The organism is Nocardioides sp. URHA0032, assembly GCF_000620645.1.
GTDB lineage: Bacteria > Actinomycetota > Actinomycetes > Propionibacteriales > Nocardioidaceae > Nocardioides.
Window position 1 is genome coordinate 371,043 of sequence record NZ_JIAV01000015.1, and the last position, 24,538, is coordinate 395,580.

General features: G+C 73.2%; 19 protein-coding genes. 7 read left to right on the forward strand and 12 right to left on the reverse strand.

Annotated features, from left to right (window positions below; translation table 11 throughout):
* Positions 1-213: 213 nt before the first annotated feature.
* The 3 genes from N538_RS0106370 to N538_RS0106380 are packed head-to-tail and all read right to left on the reverse strand — an operon-like array spanning position 214 to position 4,189.
* Positions 214-789, reverse strand: coding sequence for a hypothetical protein (locus tag N538_RS0106370; RefSeq protein ID WP_028636620.1), 576 nt, complete (start codon positions 787-789; stop codon positions 214-216).
* A 34-nt stretch (positions 790-823) separates the two neighbouring features.
* The gene (locus N538_RS24090; RefSeq protein ID WP_051548856.1) at positions 824-3,082 is read right to left on the reverse strand and encodes a DUF6351 family protein; all 2,259 of its coding nucleotides are present in this window, start codon (positions 3,080-3,082) and stop codon (positions 824-826) included.
* A gap of 39 nt (positions 3,083-3,121) precedes the next feature.
* The gene (locus tag N538_RS0106380; protein ID WP_028636621.1) at positions 3,122-4,189 is read right to left on the reverse strand and encodes an LLM class flavin-dependent oxidoreductase; all 1,068 of its coding nucleotides are present in this window, start codon (positions 4,187-4,189) and stop codon (positions 3,122-3,124) included.
* A gap of 17 nt (positions 4,190-4,206) precedes the next feature.
* Here N538_RS0106380 and N538_RS0106385 point away from each other — a divergent pair, with 17 nt between their 5' ends.
* From N538_RS0106385 to N538_RS0106400, 4 genes are all read left to right on the forward strand, one after another.
* The gene (locus N538_RS0106385; protein ID WP_028636622.1) at positions 4,207-4,863 is read left to right on the forward strand and encodes an HNH endonuclease family protein; all 657 of its coding nucleotides are present in this window, start codon (positions 4,207-4,209) and stop codon (positions 4,861-4,863) included.
* Entirely contained in the window at positions 4,860-8,039 is a 3,180-nt protein-coding gene (locus N538_RS27255) for a PAS domain-containing hybrid sensor histidine kinase/response regulator (RefSeq protein WP_051548858.1), read from the forward strand. Before N538_RS0106385 ends, N538_RS27255 begins: the two co-directional genes overlap by 4 nt.
* On the forward strand, positions 8,036-9,247 hold the full coding sequence (locus N538_RS0106395) for a hypothetical protein (RefSeq protein ID WP_028636623.1): 1,212 nt from the start codon (positions 8,036-8,038) through the stop codon (positions 9,245-9,247). The genes N538_RS27255 and N538_RS0106395 overlap by 4 nt, the downstream gene beginning before the upstream one ends.
* A gap of 86 nt (positions 9,248-9,333) precedes the next feature.
* A complete protein-coding gene (locus N538_RS0106400; RefSeq protein ID WP_051548859.1) occupies positions 9,334-10,422 on the forward strand; it encodes a Glu/Leu/Phe/Val family dehydrogenase in 1,089 nt (362 codons plus the stop codon).
* A gap of 64 nt (positions 10,423-10,486) precedes the next feature.
* Here the strand turns inward: N538_RS0106400 and N538_RS0106405 are convergent, their stop codons facing one another.
* The 3 genes from N538_RS0106405 to purF form a co-directional block, all read right to left on the reverse strand.
* On the reverse strand, positions 10,487-10,672 hold the full coding sequence (locus tag N538_RS0106405) for a DUF3073 domain-containing protein (RefSeq protein WP_028636625.1): 186 nt from the start codon (positions 10,670-10,672) through the stop codon (positions 10,487-10,489).
* Between the two features lie 120 nt (positions 10,673-10,792).
* Positions 10,793-11,905 carry a phosphoribosylformylglycinamidine cyclo-ligase gene (gene purM, locus N538_RS0106410; protein WP_231496150.1) on the reverse strand — a complete coding sequence of 371 codons (1,113 nt, stop codon included), beginning with the start codon at positions 11,903-11,905 and terminating at the stop codon, positions 10,793-10,795.
* 7 nt (positions 11,906-11,912) lie between these two features.
* Entirely contained in the window at positions 11,913-13,457 is a 1,545-nt protein-coding gene (gene purF, locus N538_RS0106415; RefSeq protein WP_028636627.1) for an amidophosphoribosyltransferase, read from the reverse strand.
* 126 nt (positions 13,458-13,583) lie between these two features.
* Between purF and N538_RS27260 the strand changes: the two genes are divergently transcribed.
* Both N538_RS27260 and N538_RS27265 read left to right on the forward strand, forming a co-directional pair.
* Complete coding sequence (locus tag N538_RS27260) at positions 13,584-15,368, forward strand: sensor histidine kinase (RefSeq protein WP_081790319.1); 1,785 nt, start codon at positions 13,584-13,586, stop codon at positions 15,366-15,368.
* Between the two features lie 21 nt (positions 15,369-15,389).
* Complete coding sequence (locus tag N538_RS27265; RefSeq protein ID WP_051548861.1) at positions 15,390-17,144, forward strand: sensor histidine kinase; 1,755 nt, start codon at positions 15,390-15,392, stop codon at positions 17,142-17,144.
* Between the two features lie 23 nt (positions 17,145-17,167).
* Here N538_RS27265 and N538_RS0106430 read toward each other — a convergent pair whose 3' ends face one another.
* Genes N538_RS0106430 through N538_RS0106450 form a run of 5 tightly spaced genes read right to left on the reverse strand, consistent with a single transcriptional unit; the run spans position 17,168 to position 22,248 of the window.
* Positions 17,168-17,644 (reverse strand): (2Fe-2S)-binding protein, encoded by a 477-nt coding sequence (locus N538_RS0106430; protein ID WP_028636629.1) that lies wholly within the window; start codon positions 17,642-17,644, stop codon positions 17,168-17,170.
* A gap of 1 nt (position 17,645) precedes the next feature.
* Positions 17,646-19,946, reverse strand: a complete 2,301-nt coding sequence (locus N538_RS0106435; protein WP_028636630.1) for a molybdopterin cofactor-binding domain-containing protein — start codon at positions 19,944-19,946, stop codon at positions 17,646-17,648.
* A 47-nt stretch (positions 19,947-19,993) separates the two neighbouring features.
* A complete protein-coding gene (locus tag N538_RS0106440) occupies positions 19,994-21,325 on the reverse strand; it encodes a dipeptidase (RefSeq protein WP_028636631.1) in 1,332 nt (443 codons plus the stop codon).
* Positions 21,326-21,334: 9 nt separating this feature from the next.
* Positions 21,335-21,670, reverse strand: a complete 336-nt coding sequence (locus tag N538_RS0106445; protein ID WP_028636632.1) for a sterol carrier family protein — start codon at positions 21,668-21,670, stop codon at positions 21,335-21,337.
* Positions 21,670-22,248, reverse strand: a complete 579-nt coding sequence (locus N538_RS0106450; protein WP_028636633.1) for a winged helix-turn-helix domain-containing protein — start codon at positions 22,246-22,248, stop codon at positions 21,670-21,672. The genes N538_RS0106445 and N538_RS0106450 overlap by 1 nt, the downstream gene beginning before the upstream one ends.
* A 70-nt stretch (positions 22,249-22,318) precedes the next feature.
* Between N538_RS0106450 and N538_RS0106455 the strand changes: the two genes are divergently transcribed.
* A complete protein-coding gene (locus tag N538_RS0106455) occupies positions 22,319-23,575 on the forward strand; it encodes an MFS transporter (protein ID WP_028636634.1) in 1,257 nt (418 codons plus the stop codon).
* On the opposite strand, the gene N538_RS0106460 is transcribed toward N538_RS0106455, so the two are convergent.
* On the reverse strand, positions 23,542-24,498 hold the full coding sequence (locus N538_RS0106460) for a helix-turn-helix transcriptional regulator (protein WP_028636635.1): 957 nt from the start codon (positions 24,496-24,498) through the stop codon (positions 23,542-23,544). The two genes, N538_RS0106455 and N538_RS0106460, sit on opposite strands and share 34 nt — an antisense overlap.
* Positions 24,499-24,538 lie beyond the last annotated feature (40 nt).

Consider the following 24,538-nt stretch of genomic DNA (forward strand, 5'->3'; position numbering starts at 1 on the left):
CGCGGCCGGCGGTGCGTCAGCCACCCTTCGCCCGGCGGATTCGGTGGCTATCCCACCGCTGGCCCGGGCCACCGCGGGCCACCGCGGGTCGGCGGTGCGTCAGCCACCTTTTCGCGACCAGATTCGGTGGCTAAGCCACCGCTGGCCCGGGTGACCTCGCGCCACCGCGGGCCGGCGGTGCGTCAGCCACCCTTTGCCCGGCAGATTCGGTGGCTATCCCACCGCCCGCCGGCGGCGGAGGCCGAGCGCGGCGGCACCGGCGGCGACCAGGCCCACGCCGGCGCCGGCGCCGAGGATCCAGGCGTACGGCGGTCCGTCGCCGGGCGCGGGGTACGCGACCGCGGAGCCGGGTGGGTGCGCCGGGCCGGTGACCTGCCGCAGCCGCTCGACCCGGGCGGGTCCGGCGTGCGCCGTACCGCCACACAGGTTCGCGGTCAGCTCGCGGTCGCCGTTCGCGTAGACGACGTACTCCTGGTCGACGGTCATGTTCTCCAGGCCGCACGAGGCCCCCGACACCGCCGAGGTCACCCGCGCGTTCACGGGCGCGTCGCCCTTGAGCACCTCGTCGACGTCGAAGTGGTAGGTCGCGGGGTCGCCGCTCGACATGATCACGCGCCGCGGCGGCGGCTCGACCTCGGTGAGGGTGCCCGTGAACACGACGTCGGCATCCTGCAGGTGCTGCTCGGTCGAGCCGACGACGCACGAGCACGCGAGCGCGGCGGCCGGCGTCATCGCGACCAGGGCGAACGCGGCGAGCAGGCCGGCGAGCAGGGTCCGCAGGGTCGTCATGCGGGTACGACGCGGGCGACGACCCGGCGGTTCCTCACTTCCGCAGCATCTCCGCGAACGCCGGGCTCAGCAGGCCGCCGGCGGAGTTGTCCGGCACGGGCGGCAGGTCGAGTCCGCCGTACGCCGGGGAGCCGTCGGCCTTGCCGTACCGGAGCCACGTCTCGGCGGGCCCCTGTCCCTGGCCGGGGACGGACCAGTCGCAGACGCCGTGCGGGAAGGTCGCCTCCAGCGTCGCCCACTCCGCGTCGCTGAACGGGACGAGCATGAAGGAGAAGTCGTCGCGGACGAGCGGCTTCAGCCGGCAGGCGACGTTGTCGTTCGCGACGGGTCCGCCGGCCTCCTGGCGCGGGGTCGAGAGCCGGGTCTGGAGGACCTGGAGCTCCGAGACGTCGCAGGCGTCGGCCGCCTGGGCGACCACGCAGCGGTCGGTGACGTCGGCCGGACGGTCGGCGGCGACCTTGTCCGCGAGCGGCTCGCGGGAGCCGTCCGCCTCGACCGCGGCCAGCCAGCGGTCCATCGCGACCAGCGCCTCGTTCGCCCAACTGACGTCCCCGATCAGCGGCGTCGGGCCGAACCACATCACCCGGTTGTCGGTGTTGCCCTGGTCGGCCATCAGCCGCTCCTGGGTCCAGAACGCGTGCGCGTAGTCGTGCGCGACGCCGGGGTCGGGACCGCCGTGGTTGATCATCGCCACCTCGTCGAGGTGGTTGGCCTCGTTGATCAGCCCGGTGCGGTAGGCGTTCGCGATGGCCCCGGGGTCGCCGGTGATCCGCGTCGGCGTCGGCACCGCGTCGACGTCGAGGCCGCCGAGCTTGGCGTTCAGGTCCACGAACTGCGCGGCCGTGATCGTGCCCGCCTTCAGCGCGGACAGGCCGTAGAGGACGCCGTCGTTCGAGAACGGGATGCCCCCGAAGCCGTGCCCGGCCGCCTTCTCCTGCGGCGTCCACACCGACTCCGGGCGCCGGCCGAGCTGGTTGACGAGCAGGTCGAGGACCGAGCAGCGGACGCCGCCGGGGTTGGTCTCGGAGTCGTAGCGGGTCGACGGGTCGCCGGCGACCGGGTCGACGGTGCCGGAGCACGCGTTCTCGGGGTTCAGGGCCGCCTTGAACAGGCCCTCGTCGGCGACGACCGCGTTCAGGTGCGAGGCGTGGCCCTCGACCTGGGCCATCTGCGGCTCGGTCCACACGACGCCCGGCGCCCAGCGCGACGGGTCCTCGAAGTAGAGCCGCAGCAGGTGGTAGTCCGCGAACTGCGCACCCGCGGTGAAGGTGTCCGGGTAGGAGCAGCTGGTGATCAGGCCCTGGTAGATGCCCGGGTAGGCGTTCGCCACGGTGTGCTGGGCGATCGAGCCGCCCGAGCAGCCGGTGCCGATCGTGTACCGCAGCGCGCCGTACCGCTCCACGAGCCGCTCCTTGGCCATCAGCACCGACTCGGCGTTCATCGCGACCGAGCAGTTGTGGCCGGTGTTGTCGAGCGCGGTCGACAGCACGGCGAAGCCCAGGCCGATCGCGGTCACGTAGCTCGGCGTGACGCCCGGCGCCCCCTCGAGGGTGCCGGAGTAGTCGGCGGTCGGTGGCGAGCCCGGGGCGTACGACGCGCCGCAGCCGCCGCCGTGGGTCACCAGCAGCTTGTGGTTCCACTGGTCCTGGGGCGCCCACGCCCGCCAGGGCGAGCCGGGACGGAACAGGGTGAGGATCGTGTACCGGTCGCGGTCCTGGAACCCCTGCTCGCGGCGTACGACGAACGGCACCTCGACGCCCTCGTCGGTGGTCGTGGTCGCGACGTCGGAGGGCGGGTTCTCCGGGTCGTAGGGCTGCAGGTCGGTGGTGAGCGGGTCGGTCGACCGGTAGAGGTAGTCGTAGGTCGCCGGCTGGTCGCACAGGTCGTCGACCGCGCCCTCCTGGCAGCGGTAGTGCTGCGTCTGCGGGCCCGAGAACACCGGGCCGCCGTTCGGGTGGTTCACGACCGCGATCCGGCCGGCGCGGGCACCCGGCGCGCTCGCGCGCAGCACGGTGCGGCCGACGTCGAGGCCGGTGACCAGCCCCTCGAACCGGCCGTCCTCGCGGACCGCGAAGCGCTTCGTCACATCAGTGCCGCCGGCCATCACCCGGACGTCGCCGGGTTCGACGTGCTGCGGGACCTGCACGGCGACGAGCACGTCGCCGCCCGACACGAGGTCGGCGCGGTTCGACAGGACCTGCACGACCAGGCGTGGGTGCGCCGCGGCCTCGGTGGGCGGGGCGACCACGAAGGGCACGACGAGGGCGATCAGCAGGAGCAGGCGCAGGCGCATGTGACGTCAACGAACGGCGTCACCGCATGTAACGCGGGGTCACGCGGGGTCGTCCAGCGCGAGCAGCTCACGCACCCGCGGCACCACCTGGGTGCCGTAGAGCCGGATCGACTCGAGCCGCTCCTCGTGGGGCAGCGTGCCGACGGCGTACTTGAGCTGGAACCTCGACAGCCCGAGCGTCCGCATCGCCCACGCGATCTTCGTCGCGACGGTCTCCGGTGCGCCGACGAACAGCGCGCCCGTGGGGCCGGCGCTCTGCTCGAACTGGAGGCGGGAGTACGGACCCCAGCCGCGCTCCCGCCCGATCTTCGTGAACGCCGCCGCCTGGTGCGGGTACAGCTGCTCGCGCGCGAGCTCGTCGGTGGCCGCCACGTGGCCCGGGCTGTGCATCGAGATCGGCCGGGTGCCGTGGCCGTAGTGCTCGAGCGCCCGGTGGTAGAGCTCGACCAGCGGCACGAACTGCTCGGGCGAGCCGCCGATGACGGCCACCACCAGCGGGAGGCCGTACGACGCGGCGCGGGCCACGGACTCCGGCGTACCCCCGACGCCCACCCACGCGGCCAGCCCCTGCTCGGTGCGGGGGTAGACCCGGACCTCCTCCAGCGGGGGCCGGACCGAGCCCTCCCACGAGACCGGCTCCTCGGTGAGCAGCCGCGCGAACAGGTCGAGCTTCTCGGAGAAGAGCCGCTCGTAGTCGTCGAGGGAGAGGCCGAAGAGCGGGAACGACTCGGTGAAGGAGCCGCGACCCAGGGTGACCTCGGCGCGACCGCGCGAGACGGCGTCCAGCGTGGCGAACCGCTCGAACACCCGGATCGGGTCGTCGGAGCTGAGCACGGTGACCGACGTGCCGAGCCGGATCCGGCGGGTGCGCCCGGCGATGGCGGCCAGCACGACGTCCGGGGCGCTGACCGCGAAGTCCGGCCGGTGGTGCTCGCCGACCCCGAAGAAGTCCAGGCCGACCGCGTCCGCCAGCTCGGCCTCGGCCACCACCTGGCGGACCGCCTCGGCCTGGCTCAGCGGCTCGCCGTCCGGGCCGAGTGCGACGTCGCCGAAGGTGTCGAGCCCGAAGGTCGGGTCGTGGGGCGTGCCGAGCAGTGAGAGGTCCATTGCGTCATCATCGGACAATGACTCGGCGTGTGCTGCTCCTGGCCCTGCTCCTGACGCTCCTCGTCGGGGCGGTGCCGGGTGCGGCCAGCGCGGAGGCGATGCGCCTCCGGGCCGCCGTGCGCGCGCTCCCCGTGGCCGCCGAGACACCCGACGGCTACGACCGCGACCTCTTCCGGCACTGGGTCGATGCCGACCACGACTGCCAGGACACGCGCGAGGAGGTGCTGGTCGCGGAGTCGCGGGTGCCGGTCGACGGCTGCACGGTCAGCACCGGCGAGTGGTTCTCCTGGTACGACCGCGAGACGTGGACGCAGTCCTCGGACGTCGACATCGACCACCTGGTGCCGCTCAAGGAGGCCTGGGACTCCGGCGCGCGCGGCTGGGACGCCGAGACCCGCGAGCGGTACGCCAACGACCTCGGCGACGCCCGCGCGCTGGTCGCGGTCACCGACAACGTGAACCAGTCCAAGGGTGACCGGGACGCCGCCGAGTGGCTGCCCGAGTTCAGCGTGTGCCGGTACGTGCGGGACTGGACGGCCATCAAGCTGCGCTGGGGGCTGGCCGTCGATCCCGCCGAGAAGACCGCGCTCCGTCACCGGGCCCGGCACTGCCGCAACCGGGTGGTCGACTTCGCACCCGCGGGCGCCGGGCGCGGGGTAGGAATGGGGACATGACCTCGGACGGGAGCGACGCGAGCCGGTACTTCGCGCTGATCCCCGACGGGCTCTGGGTCTTCGACGACCAGGGCGTCACCACCTGGGCGAACGACCGGATGGCCGAACTGCTGGGCCGGCACCCCGACGAGATGGTCGGGCTCTCGGTGTTCGACACGCTCGACGAGCAGGGCCGCAAGGACTTCGCCGGCAGCCTGGCGGAGATGGTGCGCACCGGACAGCCGCGCGACAACGTCGACTCGTACTTCGTGCGCCCGGACGGTACGGCGGTCTGGGGACTCGTCAGCTTCCGCCCGGTGCTCGACGACCAGGGCCGGCGCACCGCCTGGCTGCACCGCGTCACGCCGTACACCGAGCGCAAGGAGCTGCTCGACGCGCTCGAGTCGCGCGAGCACCAGCTCGCCATCGCGCAGCGCATCGCCCACATCGGCAGCTGGTCGTGGGACGTCGAGCCGGACCGGGTCACCGCGTCCGAGGAGACGTTCCGGATCTTCGGCGTGGAGCCCGGCGCGCTGGACACGTTCGCCGACTACGTCGCCCTCATCCATCCCGACGACCGTGAGCTGACCGAGAAGTCCGCCGCGGCGGGCGACGGCGAGGAGTACTCCTTCGACCACCGGGTGATGCGGCCGGACGGTCAGGTGCGCTGGATCCGCGAGCGCGGCATCGTGGAGCGGGACGACGACGGCGAGCGGGTGCGGGTGAGCGGCACCTCGCAGGACATCACCGAGCTGCGCGCCGCCGACGAGCAGGCCGCGGAGGCCACCCGGCGGCTGGTGCTCGTCCAGCAGATGGCGATCGCGGCCAACCGGGCCGACACCCTGCGGGAGGCGCTGGCGGTCGCGGCTGCCGGGGTTCCCGAGCACACGACGTGGGCGGGTGTGTGCGCCTACTTGTACGACGCGCCCGGCGAGCCGGAGCTCCTGGACATCCGCGGCGAGCTCCCGGTCCAGTGCGACCCCGTGCTCGCCGAGCGGGCCCGGCTGAGCGGCGAGATCACGATCGGCACGCCGTCGGCCATGGCGGACTCCCACAGCCTGGTCGCGCTGCCGGTGAGCATCGGCTCCGAGGTGATCTGCGTGATCGAGCTGATCGCCGACGAGATCCCGCCGGACGAGGACTCCTATCAGCTGATGCGGCAGATCGCCGGGCAGCTGGGCGTGGTCGCCGAGCGCGAGCGGAGCGCCGCCCAGCTCGCCGAGGCGCGCGACGACGCGATGGAGGCGTCCCGGCTGAAGTCGGAGTTCGTCGCGACCATGTCGCACGAGATCCGCACGCCGATGAACGGCGTCATCGGCCTCACCGACCTGCTGATGCGCACCACCCTCGACGAGCACCAGCGCAAGCTGACCGAGAACCTCCAGGGTGCGGGGCTGACCCTGCTCGGCATCATCAACGACATCCTCGACCTCTCCAAGATCGAGGCCGGGAAGCTCGAGCTCGAGGAGGTCGACTTCGACGTGCGGCAGGTCTTCGACCAGGCCGCGTCCGTGCTCGGCGGGCCGGCGCACGAGAAGGGACTCGAGCTGGTCGTGGCGTGCTCACCCGACGTACCGCGGCAGGTGCGGGGCGACGCCGTCCGGTTCGGTCAGATCGTCACGAACCTCGGGTCGAACGCCGTGAAGTTCACCGACCGCGGCGAGGTGCTGATCCAGGCACGGGTCGAGGCCCACAGCAGCACCGACGTCGTCCTGCGGGTCGACGTCACCGACACCGGCGTGGGCATCACCCCCGACCAGCGGGGGCGGCTGTTCGAGGCGTTCACCCAGGCCGACCCGTCGACGACCAGGCGGCACGGGGGGACCGGGCTCGGGCTCGCGATCTCGCGGCAGCTGGTCGAAGCGCTCGGCGGCGAGATCTCCGTGACCAGCGAGCTCGGCCGGGGCAGCACGTTCTCGTTCACCGCACGGCTCGGCGCCGCCGCGGGGACCGCGGCCGCGCCGCCCGCAGGCGACCGGGAGCTCCAGGGCCGGCGGGTGCTGGTCGTCGACGACAACAGCACCAACCGGCTGATCCTGACCGAGCAGCTGGACGCGTGGCAGATGCGCTCGGTGGCCGTGGCGTCCGCCGCCGAGGCGCTCGCCACGCTGCGCGAGGCGGCCCGGTCGGGGCAGCCGTTCGAGGTCGCGGTCCTGGACCTGGTGATGCCGGACACCGACGGGCTCGAGCTGGCCGCGCGGATCCGGGCCGAGCCCTCGCTCGCCGCGCTCCGGCTGCTGCTGCTGACCTCCGACCAGTCGGTGACCCGCAAGGAGGTCGAGGACGCCGGCATCCGGACGTCGCTGAACAAGCCGGTGCGGCACACCGAGCTGCGGGCGACCCTGCTGACGCTCCTCGGCGGCGCCGCCAGCGCGCCCGCGCCGCGGGAGAAGACGACACCGGGGCTGGGCATCCGGGTCCTCGTCGTCGAGGACAACCGCGTGAACCAGCTGGTCGCGACCGGCATCCTGGAGAACCTCGGCTGCACCGTGGACCTCGCCGACGACGGCGTCGCGGCGGTGGAGCTGCTGACGAGGCCGCACGAGTACGCCGTGGTGCTGATGGACTGCCGGATGCCCCGGCTCGACGGCTTCGACGCGACCCGGCGGGTCCGCGAGAGCGAGCAGGCCGGCCGGCGAGTGCCGATCATCGCGATGACGGCGTCCGTGCTCGAGGGCGAGCGGGAGCGCTGCCTGGCGGCGGGGATGGACGACTACCTCACGAAGCCGGTGGACGCCGCCGAGCTCGAGCGCGCCCTGCGCGCGTGGGTCCGGGCGCCCGCGCCGGCAGCGGATGCCCTCCCCCAGGTCGAGCCGCTGCCCGCGCCGCGCACCACCACCGAGCGCGGGGTCCTCGACCCGGACCGGATCACGATGCTCGACGAGCTGCGCAAGGACGGCGTCAGCTTCTTCGAGCGCACCGCGGCGTCGTTCATGGGCCGGGTCGGCAGCCAGCTGGTGGCGATCCGGGAGGCGGTCGACCGGGACAGCCCGACCTCGCTGCTGACCTCCGCGCACCAGCTCAAGGGCAGCGCGCTGAACCTCGGGCTCCCCCGGGTCGCGGCGGCCGCCCAGAAGCTCGAGTCGCTCGGCATCGCCGGCACCACCGAGGGCTCCCGGCAGCTGCTGCGCGACCTGACCGCCGAGGTCGAGATCGCGGTCGCCGCCCTCCAGCGGGCGACGACCGGACGCCCTTGAGGTTCGAGCGCGCCGGCCGGCGCCGGCCGGTCGACCTGGTCGTGCCCGGCTCGACGCTGGCCGAGGTGGTGGCGCCGTACGCCGCGGCCACCGGCCCGTCGTCGGTGTCGCTCGCCTCCGGTCCGGACCGGCTGGTGGCGCGGTACGACGGCGCCGCGGCCTGGCTCGAGGTGACCAGCGGTGGGCGCACCAGCCGGCACCGGTCCCGGCGGCACGCGCGCGCGGAGGGTGCCCGCGAGGTCGGGCTGGCGCTCACCGGGACCCACGCGACGGTGCTCACCCGCGGTCCCGGCCCGTGGCTCGCGCGCGGGCGGGTGGACCTGCGCGACCGGATCGACACCCGCTCCGAGGAGTGGCTGGCCGGCCTGACCTCCGACGCACCCGTGGCCGGCCGGTTCGGGCAGTTGGGGCTGCGGGACGTCCGGCTGGTCTCCGGTGTACCGGACCGCGTGGTGCTCTCCGCGACCAGCGCCGGCCCGGGGTTCTTCGACACCGCGCACACGTCGCTGTGGGAGCTGGAGCCCCGCAGCCTCGGGCTCACCCATCTCTCCGACGTCTTCTTCCGGCGGCCGGACCGGCCCGGGGTCTACGGCGACCACGCGACGCACGTGCTGCGCGACGGCGACGGCTGGCTGGTCGCGACCAGCACGTGGGGCGACTTCGACCGGCGGACGCCGGCCGTGGCGGTCACGCTCGCCCGGACCACCGCCGACCTGCTGTCCGGGGTGCACCTGCTCGACACGACCCCGCTCCCGCTGCCGGTCGACGGGCTCCGGTCGGTGGGCGTCTGGGACCCGCACCTCGTGCACACCGGGGACGAGTGGCTCGTGGGCTTCGTGAGCGCGACCAGGTTCTTCCGGTTCCACCCCGCGGTCGCGGCGGGGCCGGCTCTCGACGCCCTGGCGCTGCGCGGTGCCGCGACCGACCTGACCCAGACCGAGGGCACCACGCTCACCCGGCTGGACGGGGAGTGGCGGGTGCTGGCCAGCGACGGCAGGGCGAAGCAGTACCCCGTGTTCGACCTCGCGATGGCGCGCACGGGCAGCCTGGACGCGCCGTACCCCTCGAACATCCCGTGGCCGACGCTGGTCCCGGACGGCGACGGCTGGCTGCTCGTGGGCTTCAACGGCCGCCGGTCCGGCGGGCCCCTCCCGGGGTACGGCACGCACGGGGACGCCGTCTTCGCGAGGTCGGTGGCCGGGGGTTAACGTGTGAGTCAGGACACGGCGCCACCCCTGCCGTGCCCCACCTCGCCACACCATCCCGTGGCCGACCACAGAAAGCAGGGCCATCCATGTCTGCGTCCCCCTCCGTCGACGTGTTCGACCTCGGCTCCGAGCACGAGCAGGTCGTCTTCGCGAACGATCCCGCCAGCGGGCTGCGGGCCGTGATCGCGATCCACTCGACCGCCCTCGGTCCCGCCCTCGGCGGCACCCGCTTCCACCCCTACGCCTCCACCGCGGACGCGGTGACGGACGTGCTGAACCTCTCGCGCGGGATGTCCTACAAGGCCGCCCTCGCCGGGCTCGACCTCGGCGGCGGCAAGGCCGTGATCATCGGGGACCCGAGGACGGCGAAGTCGGAGCCGCTGCTGCGGTCCTACGGCCGGCACGTGCAGTCGCTCGGCGGTCGCTACTACACCGCGTGCGACGTGGGCACGTTCTCGGCGGACATGGACGTGATCGCGCGCGAGTGCTCGTTCGTCACCGGCCGCACCGTCGCGCACGGCGGTGCGGGCGACAGCTCGGTCCTGACGGCGTACGGCGTCTTCCAGGGCATGCGCGCGAGCGCGGCCGCCGCCTGGGGCGGACCCTCGCTGGAGGGCCGGACCGTCGGCGTCGCCGGCGTCGGCAAGGTCGGCCACCACCTGGTCCGCCACCTCGTCGAGGAGGGCGCCGCGGTGATCGTGACCGACGTCGACCCGTCCGCGGTCGAGCGGGTGCGCGAGGAGTTCCCGTCGGTCCAGGTCGTGCCGACCACGACCGCGCTGGTGGCCTCGCAGCTCGACGTCTACGCCCCGTGCGCGCTCGGTGGCGCGATCACCGACGAGGTCGTCGAGACCCTGAGCGCGAAGATCATCTGCGGCGCGGCGAACAACCAGCTCGCCCACGCCGGCATCGAGAAGATGCTCGAGGAGCGCGGCATCCTCTACGCGCCCGACTACTGCGTGAACGCCGGTGGCCTCATCCAGGTCGCCGACGAGCTCGAGGGCTTCTCGTTCGAGCGGGCGCAGCAGCGCGCCACCGGGATCTACGACACCACCCGGATGGTCTTCGAGCTGGCTGCCTCGGACGGCGTACCGCCCGCCATCGCCGCGGACCGACTGGCCGAGCGTCGGATGCGCGAGGTCAGCCAGCTGCGCGGCATGTGGCTGACCCGCTGACGCCACGCGTCGGGTTCCTCCGGTCAGCCGGAGGAACCCGACGACACGCCGGGTGTGACTGAGATCAGTCGCGCGAGTCGGAGTAGTCCGACCACTTCTCGAGCACTTCCGGCTCGAGCTGGTCGGTGTCGTCGTTCGGGCTCTGCCCGTGCAGCTCGTTGGCCAGCGCCCCGAAGTCCGTCTCGTGAGTGCGGTACTTCAGGTCGCGTGCGACCTTCGTCTGCTTCGCTTTTGCTCGGCCGCGCCCCATAGGGTCAGCCCCCTCGCACACTCGGCCGGGGCTCGATGGCGCCCGGACTGTCTCATAGAGTTCTCGTGGCCCCAACGCTACCTGTTGGGTGGGTGTTCCCGCACATCGGATCGCGGAAGATCACCAACCGGGATGCTGACCGACCAGCTCCACCCGGCCGCCGACCCCGGGATCGGTCGAGCCGGCGACGTGGACCTCGCCGGCCACCCAGGCCCGGACGCCGTGCTCGCCGAGCACCGCGACCGCGGCGTCCGCGTCCTCGGGCTGGGTGAGGGCGACCATGCCGACGCCGCAGTTCAGCGTCAGCTCCAGATCCGATTGGGGCACGTCGCCGACCCGGCGGACCAGGTCGAAGACCGGCTGCGGGGTCCAGGTCGAGCGGTCGACGCGGGCGCCGAGCTCGACCGGCATCACCCGCTCGAGGTTCGCCGCCAGGCCACCACCGGTGACGTGCGACATCGCGTGCGTCCGGGTCCGGTCGGCGAGCGCGAGGCAGGCCTTCGCGTAGATCCGGGTCGGCTCCAGCAGCTCCTCGCCGAGCGTGCGGCCGAGCTCGTCGACGTGGCGGTCCAGCGACCAGCCGGCACCCTGCCGATCCGGGGGGCCGAGCAGCACGTGCCGCACGAGCGAGTAGCCGTTCGAGTGCAGGCCCGAGGACTCCATCGCGACGACCACGTCACCGGGTCGGACCCGGCCGGGCCCGAGGAGCCGGTCGGCCTCGACCACGCCGGTGGTCGAGCCCGCGACGTCGTACTCGTGCTCGCCGAGGAGCCCGGGGTGCTCTGCGGTCTCGCCGCCGATCAGCGCGCAGCCGGCCTCGACGCAGGCCTCGGCGATGCCCTTGACGATCGCCGCGATCCGCTCGGGCACGACCCGGCCGGTCGCGATGTAGTCGGTCAGGAACAGCGGCTCGGCCCCGCAGACGACCAGGTCGTCCACGAGCATGCCGACCAGGTCGAAGCCGATCGTGTCGTGCTTGTCGAGCGCCTGGGCGATCGCCACCTTGGTGCCGACGCCGTCGGCGGAGGTCGCGAGCAGCGGTCGCTCGTAGTCCTTGAGCGCGGAGGCGTCGAAGAGCCCCGCGAAGCCACCGATCCCGCCGATCATCTCCGGACGCCGCGCCTTGTCGATCCAGACCTTCATCAGCTCGACGGCCTTGTCGCCGGCCTCGATGGAGACGCCGGCGGCGGCGTAGGCGTTCTCGGACGCAGGCTCGGGCACGGGCTGGGACACGGGGCTCCTACGGGTTGTTGAGGACGGGGAGCGCCTTGCCGAGCGTCGGCGCCTGGAGCGAGCTCTCGAGCAGGTGCTTCCCGAGCAGGCTCTCGTCCGGGAGTGCGATCGGGTACTCGCCGGTGAAGCAGGCGCGGCAGAGCCGGTCGTCGGTCTGCCCGGTCGCGTCGATCATGCCGTCCAGCGAGATGTAGCCGAGGCTGTCGGCGCCGATGCTGGCCGCGATCTCCTCGGGCGTCAGCCCGTTCGCGATCAGCTCGGCACGGGTCGCGAAGTCGATGCCGTAGAAGCAGGGCCACTTCACCGGCGGGCTCGAGATGCGGACGTGCACCTCCCGCGCGCCGGCCTCGCGGAGCATCCGCACCTGGGCGCGCTGGGTGTTGCCGCGGACGATCGAGTCGTCGACGACCACGATCCGCTTGCCGCGGATCATGTGCTCCAAGGCGTTGAGCTTGAGCCGGATGCCGAGCTGGCGCAGCGTCTGGCTGGGCTGGATGAAGGTGCGGCCGACGTACGCGTTCTTCACGAAGCCCTGGCCGAAGGGGATGCCGGACTCCTCGGCGTACCCGGCGGCGGCGGGCGTGCCCGACTCCGGGACCGGGATGACCAGGTCGGCCTCGACCGGGAACTCACGGGCCAGCCGGCGGCCCATCTCGACCCGGGACTCGTGCACGCTGCGGCCGCTGATGGTGGCGTCCGGGCGCGCGAGGTAGACGTACTCGAACACGCAGCCCTTGGGCTGCGGCTCAGCGAACCGGTGGGACCGGAGGCCGTTCTCGTCGATCACGAGCATCTCGCCGGGCTCGACCTCGCGGACCACGCTCGCGCCGATGGTGGCGAGCGCGGCGTCCTCGCTGGCGACGACCCAGCCCCGCTCGAGGCGGCCGAGGACCAGCGGCCGGATCCCCTGCGGGTCGCGCGCGGCGTACAGGGTGTTCTCGTTCATCCACACGAAGCAGAACGCGCCCTCGAGCTGCGGCAGCACCTCCAGGGCCCGCTGCTCCAGGGAGGTGTCCGGGTGGTGCGCGAGCAGCGCCGTGACCAGGCCGGTGTCGTTGGTCGAGGACTCGAGCGGCCGGGTGTGCAGCTCCAGCTCGTCCTCGGGACCGGGGAGGTCGGTGACCATCCGCTGGAGCTCGTGGGTGTTGATCAGGTTGCCGTTGTGGCCGAGCGCGATGGAGCCGTCGGCGGTCGGGCGGAACGTCGGCTGCGCGTTCTGCCAGGTGCTGGCACCCGTCGTGGAGTAGCGGGTGTGCCCGATCGCGAGGTGGCCGTTGAGCGAGGCCAGGGTCGTCTCGTCGAAGACCTGCGAGACCAGGCCCATGTCCTTGTAGACGAGGATCTGCCGGCCGTTGCTGACCGCGATGCCGGCCGACTCCTGGCCGCGGTGCTGCAGCGCGTAGAGGCCGAAGTAGGTCAGCTTGGCGACGTCCTCGCCGGGTGCCCAGACACCGAAGACGCCGCACGCGTCCTGGGGTCCCTGCTCGTGCGGGTCGAGGGCCGCCGTCAGACGGCCGTCCCCACCCCTGCGGGGGTTGCTCTCGAAGGGCACGGCCAAAAGTCTAGAGGTGTTCTCCTCGGCGTGTCCCATCCACGTCCTGCGTCGTTGGGATGCCGAGACCGCTCAACGTGGCCGACGTAACATGGGGGGCCGCGCCCACGAGACGAACGAGGACCGATGTCAGGGGAGACCGATGCTCGTCCTGCCACCAGCGGGGGGGCGACTCAGTGGTCGGACGCGCCGTCCCGGGATGCGCTCCAGCTGATCGCCGAGGGCGTGACCAAGGTGGCCGGCTTCGGCATCGCCGCGATCAGCGTGGTCCGCAGCGACGGCAAGCTCGAGGTGATGGCCGTCGCCGGCAGCGACGAGGCGGGCGAATCCCTCAAGGGCCGGCGTACGCCGATCGACCAGCTCTCCCGTGAGATCGCCAAGGCCGACGACTGGGGCCTGTTCCGCTTCGTCCCGCACGAGCGGCTCGACGCGAGTGCCGGCGAGCAGTGGGGCTGGGTGCCGGACATCGACCCGATCGACGACGCTCCCGACGCTTGGCACCCGCTGGACCTGCTGACCGCGCCGCTGTACGACGACGGCGGCGTGCTCCGGGGCACCCTCGCCATCGACCTGCCCGTCGACGGCCGTCGCCCCGGCGAGGGGCAGCGGGCGGTCCTGAACACCTACGCCGAGCAGGCCCGTCAGGCCGTCATCGTCGCGCTCGAGCGGGAGATGCTGTCCGAGCAGGTGCGGATGGCCGAGACGGCCCGCCGGATCGTCCGCCGCGCGACCGCGCAGCTCAGCATGGACCGGGTCGTCGAGGACAGCCGGGAGGCGCTGGTCGAGGGCTTCAACGCGGCCGGCATGTGGCTGCAGACCTTCGACCAGGACGGCCACGGCGCGATCTACTCCGCCGTCGGCCGCGAGATCGAGCTGAGCCCGGCGATGGTGCAGATCGCTGAGACCGCGGCCCGGATCGCCTGGGAGCAGCAGCAGCCCGCGGTCGTCGCCCCGGACCGTCCGTTCGGTCCCACCATCACCGACGAGCAGGGCGAGCTGATCCTCGCGTTCCTCGCGGAGATCGGCGTCCAGTCGCTGCTGTTCACCCCGCTCGGCGCCGGGCCGGAGTGCCTCGGCAACCTGGTGCTGACCCGGGTCGAGGGCGCGGCCGACTGGACAGAGGCGGAGGCCACCAGCGCCCTGGACATCGGCCACGACCTGGGGCGCGCGATCCTCAACGCCCGCACCTTCGAGCGCGAGCACCAGCTCGTCGAGGAGCTCCAGGAGCTCGACACCTACAAGGGCCAGCTGATCGCGACCGTCGCCCACGAGCTCAAGAACCCGCTCACCTCCGTGATGGGCCACCTCGAGATGCTCGAGTCGTCCCCGGACTTCTCCGGCACCACCAGGAGCTCGCTCAACGCCATGGAGCGCGGCACCCGACGGATGGTGCGGGTCATCGACGACCTGCTGCTCCTGTCGAAGGTCGGCGACGCCGACAACCCGGTGATCCCCGTGCGCGTCGACCTCCGCAAGATCGTGGACGAGGCGGTCGACCTGATCACGGTCGCGGCCGGCCAGAAGGGCCTCGCCGTCCGCATCGACGCTCCGGACGAGCCGGTGCTCGCGCTGGGCGACGCCACCGAGCTCGACCGGGTCTGCGCGAACCTGGTCAGCAACGCCGTCAAGTACACCCCCGACGGCGGCGCGGTGACCGTCTCGCTCGCCCGTGCGGAGGGCGAGGTCGTCCTGACGGTCGCCGACGAGGGCATCGGCATCTCCGAGGCCGACGTCGCGCGGCTCGGCACCGAGTTCTTCCGCTCATCGAACCCGGAGGCGGTCGCCCAGCCCGGCACCGGGCTCGGCCTCGCCATCGTCAGCCGCGTGGTCGCCCGCCACGGCGGGCGGATGTCGATCCGGTCGGCGCTCGGCGAGGGCAGCACCTTCCGCGTCTTCCTGCCGTCCGGCTGAACCGCCCCTAGACTCCCCCCGATGCCCGACGCCGATTTCGTGCGTCCGGTCCGCGGGTCCCGCTGGTCGGACAGCCAGTCGAGAGACGCCCTCCAGGCGATCGCCGAGGGTGTCTCCGAGATCGCCGGTTTCGACCTGGTCGGCATCTCCGCCGCTCGCGACGACGGCTACCTCCACACCCTGGTGGTCGTCGGCCCCGAGGAGGCCCGCGCGACGCTCCTCGACAGCCTCGCGCCCACGCAGGCCCTGCTCGACCAGCTCGCGCTCGCCGAGGACTGGGGCCCGCTCAAGTGGATCCCGCACGACAAGCTCATCCTCGACATCGACACGTGGGGCTGGTTCTCCGACGCGCCGCGCGAGAACGTGCCGGACGGCGCGTGGCACCCGGAGGACTCGCTGGTCGCGCCGCTGGAGGACGACGACGGCCGGTTCCTCGGCTTCCTCGGCATCGAGCTCCCCCGTGACGGCCTGGTCCCGGACGCCGAGAAGCGCCGGCAGCTCGAGGTGTACGTGCGGCTGGCCACCCACGCGATCAGGGCGGCGCTCGAGCGGGAGCGGCTCGCGGAGCAGGTGCGGCTCGCGACCGCCGCCGCCGACATCGTCCGGATGGCGTCCGGCAGCGACACGGCCGACGAGATCCTCGCCGTCTGCGGCCGCGAGATCACCAAGGGCTTCCGGGCGGACTCGCTGTGGCTGCAGCGGATCGGCCTCGACCGGCGCTGCGCCGGACCCTTGTACGTCGACGGCGGCCCGACCGTGCGGCTGCCCGCCGGCGTCCGCGCCCTCGTGACCGCGCACGCGCAGCGCGCGTGGGAGCGCCAGTGCGTCGGCGTCATCGCTCCCGAGCGGCCGGTGCCGGGCGCGCTGGCGGCCGACCAGGTCGAGACCGTGCTCGAGTTCCTCGCCGGGGTCGGGGTCGAGTCGCTGATGTTCGTGCCCATCGGCGCGGGCCCCGACTGCTTCGGCGTGATCGGGCTGACGCGGGGTCACCGCGGCGCGGAGTGGAGCGAGACCGAGGCCGCGACCGCGCTCGAGATCGCCCGCGACCTGGGTCGGTCGATGCGGGAGCACGAGCTCGTCAACGAGCTCCGCCAGGTCTCGGACTACCGCGCCCGGATGGTGGCCACCGTCGCCCACGAGCTGAAGAACCCGGTCAGCGCCGTGCTCGGGTACGCCGAGCTCCTCGACGGCGACCCGGACCTCGGCGAGTCCTCGCGCACGGCGGCCGCCGCGATCCGGCGTGGCGGCGAGCGCCTGGCCCGCGTGGTCGACGACCTGCTGGTGCTGCACAGCACCACGGAGACCGAGCCGGTGACCGGTGCCAGGGTCGACCTCGGCGCGCTGGCCCGTGAGGTGGTCGAGCTCAACGCCGCGCTGGCGGCCGGCCTCGGGATCGACCTGCGCGTCGCCGTACCGGACGCGCCGGTGGTCGTGTGCGGTGCCGACGGCGAGATCGAGCACGTCGTCTCGAACCTGGTGAGCAACGCGCTGAAGTACACCGACCGGGGCGGCTCGGTGGTGGTCACCGTCGCGGTCCTCGGGGACGAGGCCGAGCTCACCGTCGCCGACGACGGTATCGGCATGTCGGCCGAGGACTCCGCCCGCGTGTTCGAGGAGTTCTACCGCTCGTCCGACCCCGCCGCGACAGCCAAGCCCGGCACCGGGCTCGGGCTGGCGATCGTCCGGCGGGTCCTGGAGCGGTACCGCGGCCGGATCGAGGTCGAGTCGGAGCTCGGCCGGGGCAGCACGTTCCGGGTCGGGCTGCCGCTCGGCTGAGCTGCCGGGCCTCGACCCCCGGGTCACATCCGGCGCTCGCCCTGCGCGATCGCCTCCCGGATCCGGGTGTAGGTCCCGCACCGGCAGATGTTGCGGATCCCGTCGAGGTCCGCGTCGGTGATCGACCGGCCGTCCCGGCGCACCTTCCGCACCAGCGCGACCGCGGCCATGATCTGCCCGGGCTGGCAGTAGCCGCACTGCGGGACGTCGCGGTCCAGCCAGGCCTCCTGCATCGGGTGCAGGTCGGCGCCGACCGTGTCCGGGAGGCCCTCGATGGTGGTGACCTCGTCGGTCGGGGCCAGGTCGCCGACGCGCACCGAGCACGGGTTGAACGCGCGGCCGTTGATGTGCGAGGTGCACGCCTTGCAGACGTTGATGCCGCAGCCGTACTTCGGCCCGGTCACGCCGAGCAGGTCTCGTAGCACCCAGAGCACGCGCACGTCGTCGTGCACGTCGACGGTGACGCTGCGGCCGTTGAGGATGAAGGTCTGCGGGGGCATGTCAGTACACCTTCCTCAGTCCGTTGGTCGGCGACTGCGGGATCGGAGGGACCACCGGCTTGGGCCGGAAGCGCAGCGGGTCGCGGTGGTTGACCGGGAAGTACGCCGGGACCTCGCCGACCGCTCGCGCGTAGGCGCACGCGACCGCGGCGAACGTCGCAGCCACTCCCGCCTCGCCCGCCCCGCCGGGCTGGCCGCTGTCGGACGGCATCACGACGACCTCGACCTCCGGCGGGGTGTTCCACTGCCGGGTGTAGAAGTAGTTGTCCCAGCTGGCCTCGAGGAAGTGGCCGTCGCGCAGGTGCAGGCTCGACGTCAGCGCCAGCGCGATGCCGTCGTTGATCCCGCCCTGCATCTGGGCCTCCAGGCCACGCGGGTTCACGACCAGCCCCGCGTCGATCGCGAACACGACCCTGGTCACGCGCGGGCCGCCGACGCCGTCGCGGATGTCCCGCTCGGTCTGCCGCGGCCGGCAGTCGATCTCGATCAGGCACGCACTGGCGCCCTTGTACTCCTTGTGGATGGCGATGCCCTGCGCCGTGCCGGCCGGCATCGAGCGACCCCACCGCCCGATGTCGGCGACCTTGTCGAGCACCGCGCGGACCCGGTCGCTGCGCAGCTGCGCGCGGCGGAACTCGTACGGGTCCTGCTTCATCGCCTTCGCGAGCTGGTCGACCATCAGCTCGCCCGCGGCGCGCACGTCGGGAGAGTAGATGTTGCGCATGCTGCCGGTGTTGAACCGGTCGTCGGTCTCGACGAGCGTCTGCACGACGGCGCCGAAGTCGTACGGCACCTCCTGGGTCAGCTCGAAGACCGTCTCGGAGAACCCGAGGTTGCCGAGCCCGGTCGGCAGGTCCGCAGCCATCGCGGTGACCAGCTCCCCGAGCCCGTGCCGGAAGTCGGTCTCCACGCTGGTGTGCGCCTGCTGGAACGACAGCACCTGGTCGCCGGCCACCACCGCGCGCACCCGGCTCGTGGCCATCGGGTGGCCCCGGCCGACGCGGGCGTCGTCGGCGCGGTGCCACATCAGCTTGACCGGCTTGCCCATCGCCTGCGAGATCTTCGCGGCCTCGAGCGCGCCGTCGAAGAACAACCGCCGGCCGAAGGAGCCGCCGGCCTGGACGACGTGCACGGTCACGGCGTCCTGGCTCATCCCGAGGGCCTCGGCGATCCGCTGCTGCGCGGTGATCGGGGACTTGAGGCCCGACCAGATCTCGGCGCGGTCGGCCCGGACGTCGGCGACCGCGGAGTTGGTGTCCATCGCGGAGTTGCTGCGGAAGTAGAAGAGCACGTCGAGCTCGAGGGTCCGCGCGAGCGGGGTGTCCGGGAGCGACGGCAGCGGCTGCTCCGCCGCCTTCAGCTCGGCCACGATGTCGTCGTCGGAGAGCCCGGCCACCGGGCCGTCGGCCCAGTCGACGTGCATCGCCCTGACCGCGTCGATGCACTGGCCGAAGGTCTCGGCACGCACGGCGACCCCGGTGTCGACCAACGCCACGTCGGTCACGCCCGGCATCGCGAGGACCTCGGACCGGTTGCGCAGCCTGCGCGGCGTGCCGTTCAGCGTGGGCGCCCGGCACACCATCGTCGGCAGCGCGCCCTCCACCTGCAGGTCGGTCGCGTACTGCTTGCGACCGGTCACGGCCTCCAGCGCGTCGACCCGCCGCTGCCCGGTGCCGACCACCCGGAACTCGGCCGGGTCCTTGAGCCGGACGTCGACCCGGCGGGTGGTGCGGCTCGCGGCCGCGCGGGCGAGCTGGCCGTACGTCAGCGAGCGACCGTCGGGCGCCTGGATCACGCCGCCCCTGGCGACCAGGCTCGCGACTGTGTCGCCGAGCTGGACCGCGGCGGCCTCGAGCAGCGCGCCCTTGGCGACGGCGGCGGCGACCCGGATCGGGGTGTACGTCGAGATCGTGGTGTTCGAGCCGCCGGTGAGCTGGTTCCACAGCAGCTCGGGGCGGGCGTCGGCGAGCGTCACGCGGACCTTGTCCAGCGGCAGCTCGAGCTCCTCGGCGATCAGCATCGCCGTGGAGGTGGTGATGCCCTGCCCGACCTCCATCCTCGGCAGCTCGAAGGAGGCGGTGCCGTCCTCGTGGACGGCCACCGTGATCAGGTCGGCCGTGGGCATCGTGGCCTCGGTGAGCATGTCGTTGAGGTCGTAGCCCTCGGCCGGCTGCGGGGTGCCGGGCACGGCGTGCGCGGGCGCGGGGAGCAGGTCGGCGGCGGCGACGAGCGTCGTGCCGCCGATCACCCAGCCGACGAAGGAGCGTCGTCCGACGGAGACCGTCGTGAAATCAGTCGTCACACGGGGTGCAACGACGCCGCGTGACCGCCGTCACGCGGTCGCGGCGACTATCCGAGATTGCGGAGCAGCAGCGCCTCGGCCAGCACGACGCGCTCGAACTCGGCGAGGTGCAGGCCCTCGTTCGCGCCGTGCGCCCGGGTGTCCGGGTCCTCGACGCCGGTCACCAGGACGCTCGCCTCGGGGAACGCCTCGAGGAACTCCGCGATGAACGGGATCGAGCCGCCGACCCCCATGTCCACGGGCTCGGTGCCGTCCCAGGCCTCGGTGAACGCGGCCCGCGCGGCGTCGTACGCCGGGCCGGTCGCGTCGATCTGCGTCGCCTCGCCGGTGTCGACGAGGGTGGTCGTGAGCGTGGCGCCCCAGGGCACGCTCGCCTCGAGGTGGCGGACCAGGCAGTCGAGCGCGTTGGCGGTGGTGTCGCCCGGCGCGATCCGCATCGAGATCCGGGCCCGAGCCGCGGGGACGAGCGTGTTGCTGGCGCCGGCCACCTTGGGGCCGTCCAGGCCGGTGATGCTGAGCGCCGGCCTGGTCCAGAGGCGCTCGACGGTCGAGCCGCAGCCGATCCACTCGATGCCGGGCGCGGCTCCGGACTCCGCGCGCAGCCGCTCCTCGGGGTACTCGACGTCGGCGGCCGGGCCGGCGTGCAGACCGGCGACCGCGACGTTGCCCTGGTCGTCGTGCAGCGTCGCGAGCACCCGCGCGAGGGTCATCAGCGCGTCGGGGACCAGGCCACCCCACATGCCGGAGTGCACGGCGTGGGTGAGCGTCCGGACCTCGACGTCGAGCCGGACCAGGCCGCGCAGGCTGGTGGTCAGGGCGGGCACGCCGATGTCCCAGTTGCCCGAGTCGGCGATCACGATGACGTCCGCCTTCAGGCGGTCCTGGTACTCGGTGAGCAGCGCGGTGAGGGTCTCGGAGCCGATCTCCTCCTCGCCCTCGATGAACATCGTGACGCTGACGGGCAGGTCGTCGCCGTGGACGCGGAGCGCGCCGAGGTGGGCGGCGATGCCGGCCTTGTCGTCCGCGGCCCCGCGGGCGTACAGCCGGTCGCCGCGCTCCGTCGGCTCGAACGGCGGGGAGTCCCAGTCGGCGTGGTCGTTCTCGGGCTGCACGTCGTGGTGCGCGTAGAGCAGCACGGTCGGCGCACCCGCGGGGCCGGCCTTGTGCGCGATCACCGCGGGCAGACCGCCCTCGATGCTGACGATGTCGACCTGGTCGAAGTTCTCGGCGCGGAACAGCTCGGCCACCGCCTCGGCGCTGCGGCGGACCTCGTCGTGGCGGGCGGGGTCCGCGCTGACCGACTCGATCCGGACCAGGTGCTCGAGGTCCGCGCGGACGCCGGGGAGGACGGCCTGGACGCGGTCGCGCATGTCGCTCATGCCGCCAACCTATGCCAGCGGGAGGTACGGCGAGAGATCGGCCCGCTCGCCGCTGGCACGCAGCCGGCCCGCCGCCTCGGCGTCGTGCCAGCCGAGCTCGCCGGTCGCCAGCGCGAGCCAGGTCGGGGCGTCCATCTCGACCACGGCGGGCGGCGTGCCTCGGGTGTGCCGGACGCCCGGGATGACCTGGACGGCGGCGTACGGCGGGACCCGGACCTCGACCGAGTGGCCCGGCGCGCGCTGCTCCAGGACGGCCATGAAGTGCTTGGTGAGCAGCCGGAGGTCGCCGTCCTCGAACGCGGCCGCGAGCTGCTCGGGAGTGGCGATGCGGAGACGCGCCGGCATCAGGTGCGGTCCCCGGGGTAGGGCTGGAGCACGGAGAACCACAGGTAGGTGCTGCGCTCGGGGTCCCGGCCCCGGGTCGTGTCCATCCAGCGGGTGACGACGGCGTCCAGCTCGGCCGCGAGCTCCAGCGCCTCCTCCCGGGTGAGCCGGACCGCCTGCTCGGTGACCGTGCGGAAGGTCTTCGGGTCCCGGCCCTCGTCGCTGTACGCCGCGTCGACGACGTGGTGCCCCCAGCTCGCGGCGTGCTGGCGGAACACGACCGACGCGGCCTGCCCGCCCGGCTGCTTCTCGAGGTCGGTGAGGTTGATCGACACCCCGTCCGGCGAGGCCGGCCGCCAGACCCGATCGCGCTTGTCGCGGGCGGCCTCGGGGTCCTCCTCGACCAGGCCGTACTTGGCGAGCTGGCGCAGGTGGAAGCTCATCTGGTTGGCCGGGAGGTCGAGCTCCCGCGCCAGGTCGGCGGCGCGCATCGGGCCGCTGGCCGCGAGCTCGGTCAGGATCCGGTTCCGCACCGGGTGTGCGATCGCCCGCAGCATCTTGGGGTCGTGGACCGCCTGGCTGCGGTTGGGGTAGGTCACGCCGGCCAGCCTACCGCGAATCCCGCACGAACCATTGCGCAACATCAGTTGCGCACTATATGTTGCGGATGTGCCGTCGTACCGCTCGCTCGCCCGCAACCCTGACTTCACCGCGCTCTGGGTCGGCCAGACCGTGAGCGAGATCGGCAGCCGGATGACGATGTTCGTCTTCCCGCTGATCACGTTCGCGATGACCGGGTCGGCGGTGCTCGCCGCGGCGGCCGAGGCGCTCTACCTGCTGGGGGTCGCCGGCACGCTGCTGCCGGCCGGCGTCCTCGCCGACCGGTACGACCGGCGCCGGATCATGATGATCGCGAGCGGCACCGGCGTCGTCCTCTACGGCTCGCTCGCGGTCGCGGGGATGCTCGGCGGGCTCACCGTGCCGCACCTGTTGGCCGTCGCGCTACTGACCGGCGTCGGCGCGGGCCTGTTCGCGCCCGCCGAGATCTCCGCGGTCCGGACCGTCGTCCCGGCCGACGAGCTGCCGACCGCGCTGAGCCAGAACCAGGCCCGCCTGCACGTCGCCTCCCTGCTCAGCGCTCCGCTGGGCGGCGTGCTCTACGCGATCACGCGGTGGCTGCCGTTCGCCGTGGACGCCGTGACGTTCGCGGTGTCCTTCGTCCAGCTCGGCCGGATCCGCGCCGACCTCTCCCCCGAGCCGTACGACGGTCCGCGCCGGCGGCCGCTGCACGACCTGCGCGACGGGGTGCGGTTCGTGGCGTCGCGCCCCTTCTTCCGGGTGCTCACCGTCTGGAGCGGCCTGGCCAACCTGGCGGTGAACGCGCTGTTCTTCGTGGCGATCCTGCGGCTGATCGAGGGCGGGTTCGGGTCCTTCCAGATCGGTCTGGTCGAGGCCGCGGCCGGGCTCGCCGGCCTCATCGGCGCCGTGCTCGCGCCGTGGGTGATCGAGCGGATGGCGACCGGCTGGCTCACGGTCGCGATCGCCTGGTGCTTCGTGCCCCTCGTCGTACCGATGGCGCTCTGGAACGAGCCTGGGGTCGTGGCGGCCGCGATCGGGCTCGGGATGCTGCTGAACCCCTCGGGCAACGCCGGCATCGGGTCGTACCGGATCGCGGTCACCCCGCCGGAGCTGCTCGGCCGCGTGCAGTCGACCTCGCAGTTCGTGTCGTGGTCGATGATGCCGCTGGCCCCGGTCCTCGCCGGCGCCCTGCTCGCGACCGTGGGCGGCCGGACCTCGATCCTCGCGCTCGGCCTCCTCACCGCGCTGGTCGCCTGCATCCCGACGTTCTCCCGCTCGGTGCGGGCGGTCCCGCGGCCCGACCGGTGGGAGCGCTACGAGGTGCCGGTCCCGGCTGCCTGCGCCTGAGCGAACCGGGATGCCGCCGATGCGACCGCCGCGCGCAGCTCGTCCGGCCCCTCGACCTCGAACGCCGCGTCCATCCGTGCCAGCACCATCAGTGGCCAGTCCAGGGTGTCGGTCGGCATCCACACCCGGCACCACCCGGCGCCGTCCGGGGTGACCGTCGCCCAGCGGCCGATGTCGGCCTCGACGACGGCGGCGGGCAGCGCGATCCGCAGGCGCACGTCGTACCGCGTCGCCATGGAGCGGATGCCCGCGGTCACGAACGACGGCGCATCCTCCGCGGGCAGCTCCCGGGGCCGGAAGCGCTGCCCGCTGGTCGTGACGTCCGCGATCCGGTCGACGCGGAACGAGCGCCAGTCCTGGCGGTCGCGGTCGTAGGCGACGAGGTACCAGCGGTGGCCGACCGAGACGAGCCGGTGCGGCTCCACCCGGCGCCGGCTGGCCTCACCGCCCCGGGCGACGTACTCGAACGCCACCGGCTCGTCGTCGCGGCAGGCCTGGGCGAGCGTGGTGAGGACGCCCGCGTCGAGGGTCGGGCCGCCGGCCCACGGGACGCCGTCGGTCTGCGAGCGCAGCGCGTCCATCCGCCGGCGCAGCCGCGGAGGCATGAGGGCGATCACCTTCGTCAGCGCCTGGAGCGAGGTGTCCTCGCCGCTCGAGGTCGCGGTCCGCAGCGCCACCGCGATCGCGACCGCCTCGTCGTCCTCGAGCAGCAGCGGCGGCAGCTGGCCGCCGGCCCGCAGCTGGTACCCGCCGGCCACGCCCCGCACGGCGTCGACGGCGTACCCGAGCTCGCGCAGCCGGTCGATGTCGCGGCGCAGCGTCCGCGGGCTGACCTCGAGCCGCTCCGCCAGCTCCCCGCCCGGCCAGTAGCGGTGGGTCTGCAGCAGCGAGAGCAGCCGCAGCATCCGCGCGCTCGTACTCATGCTCCCGACCGTATCCCCGTATTGAGGTCAGGTCCCGGCC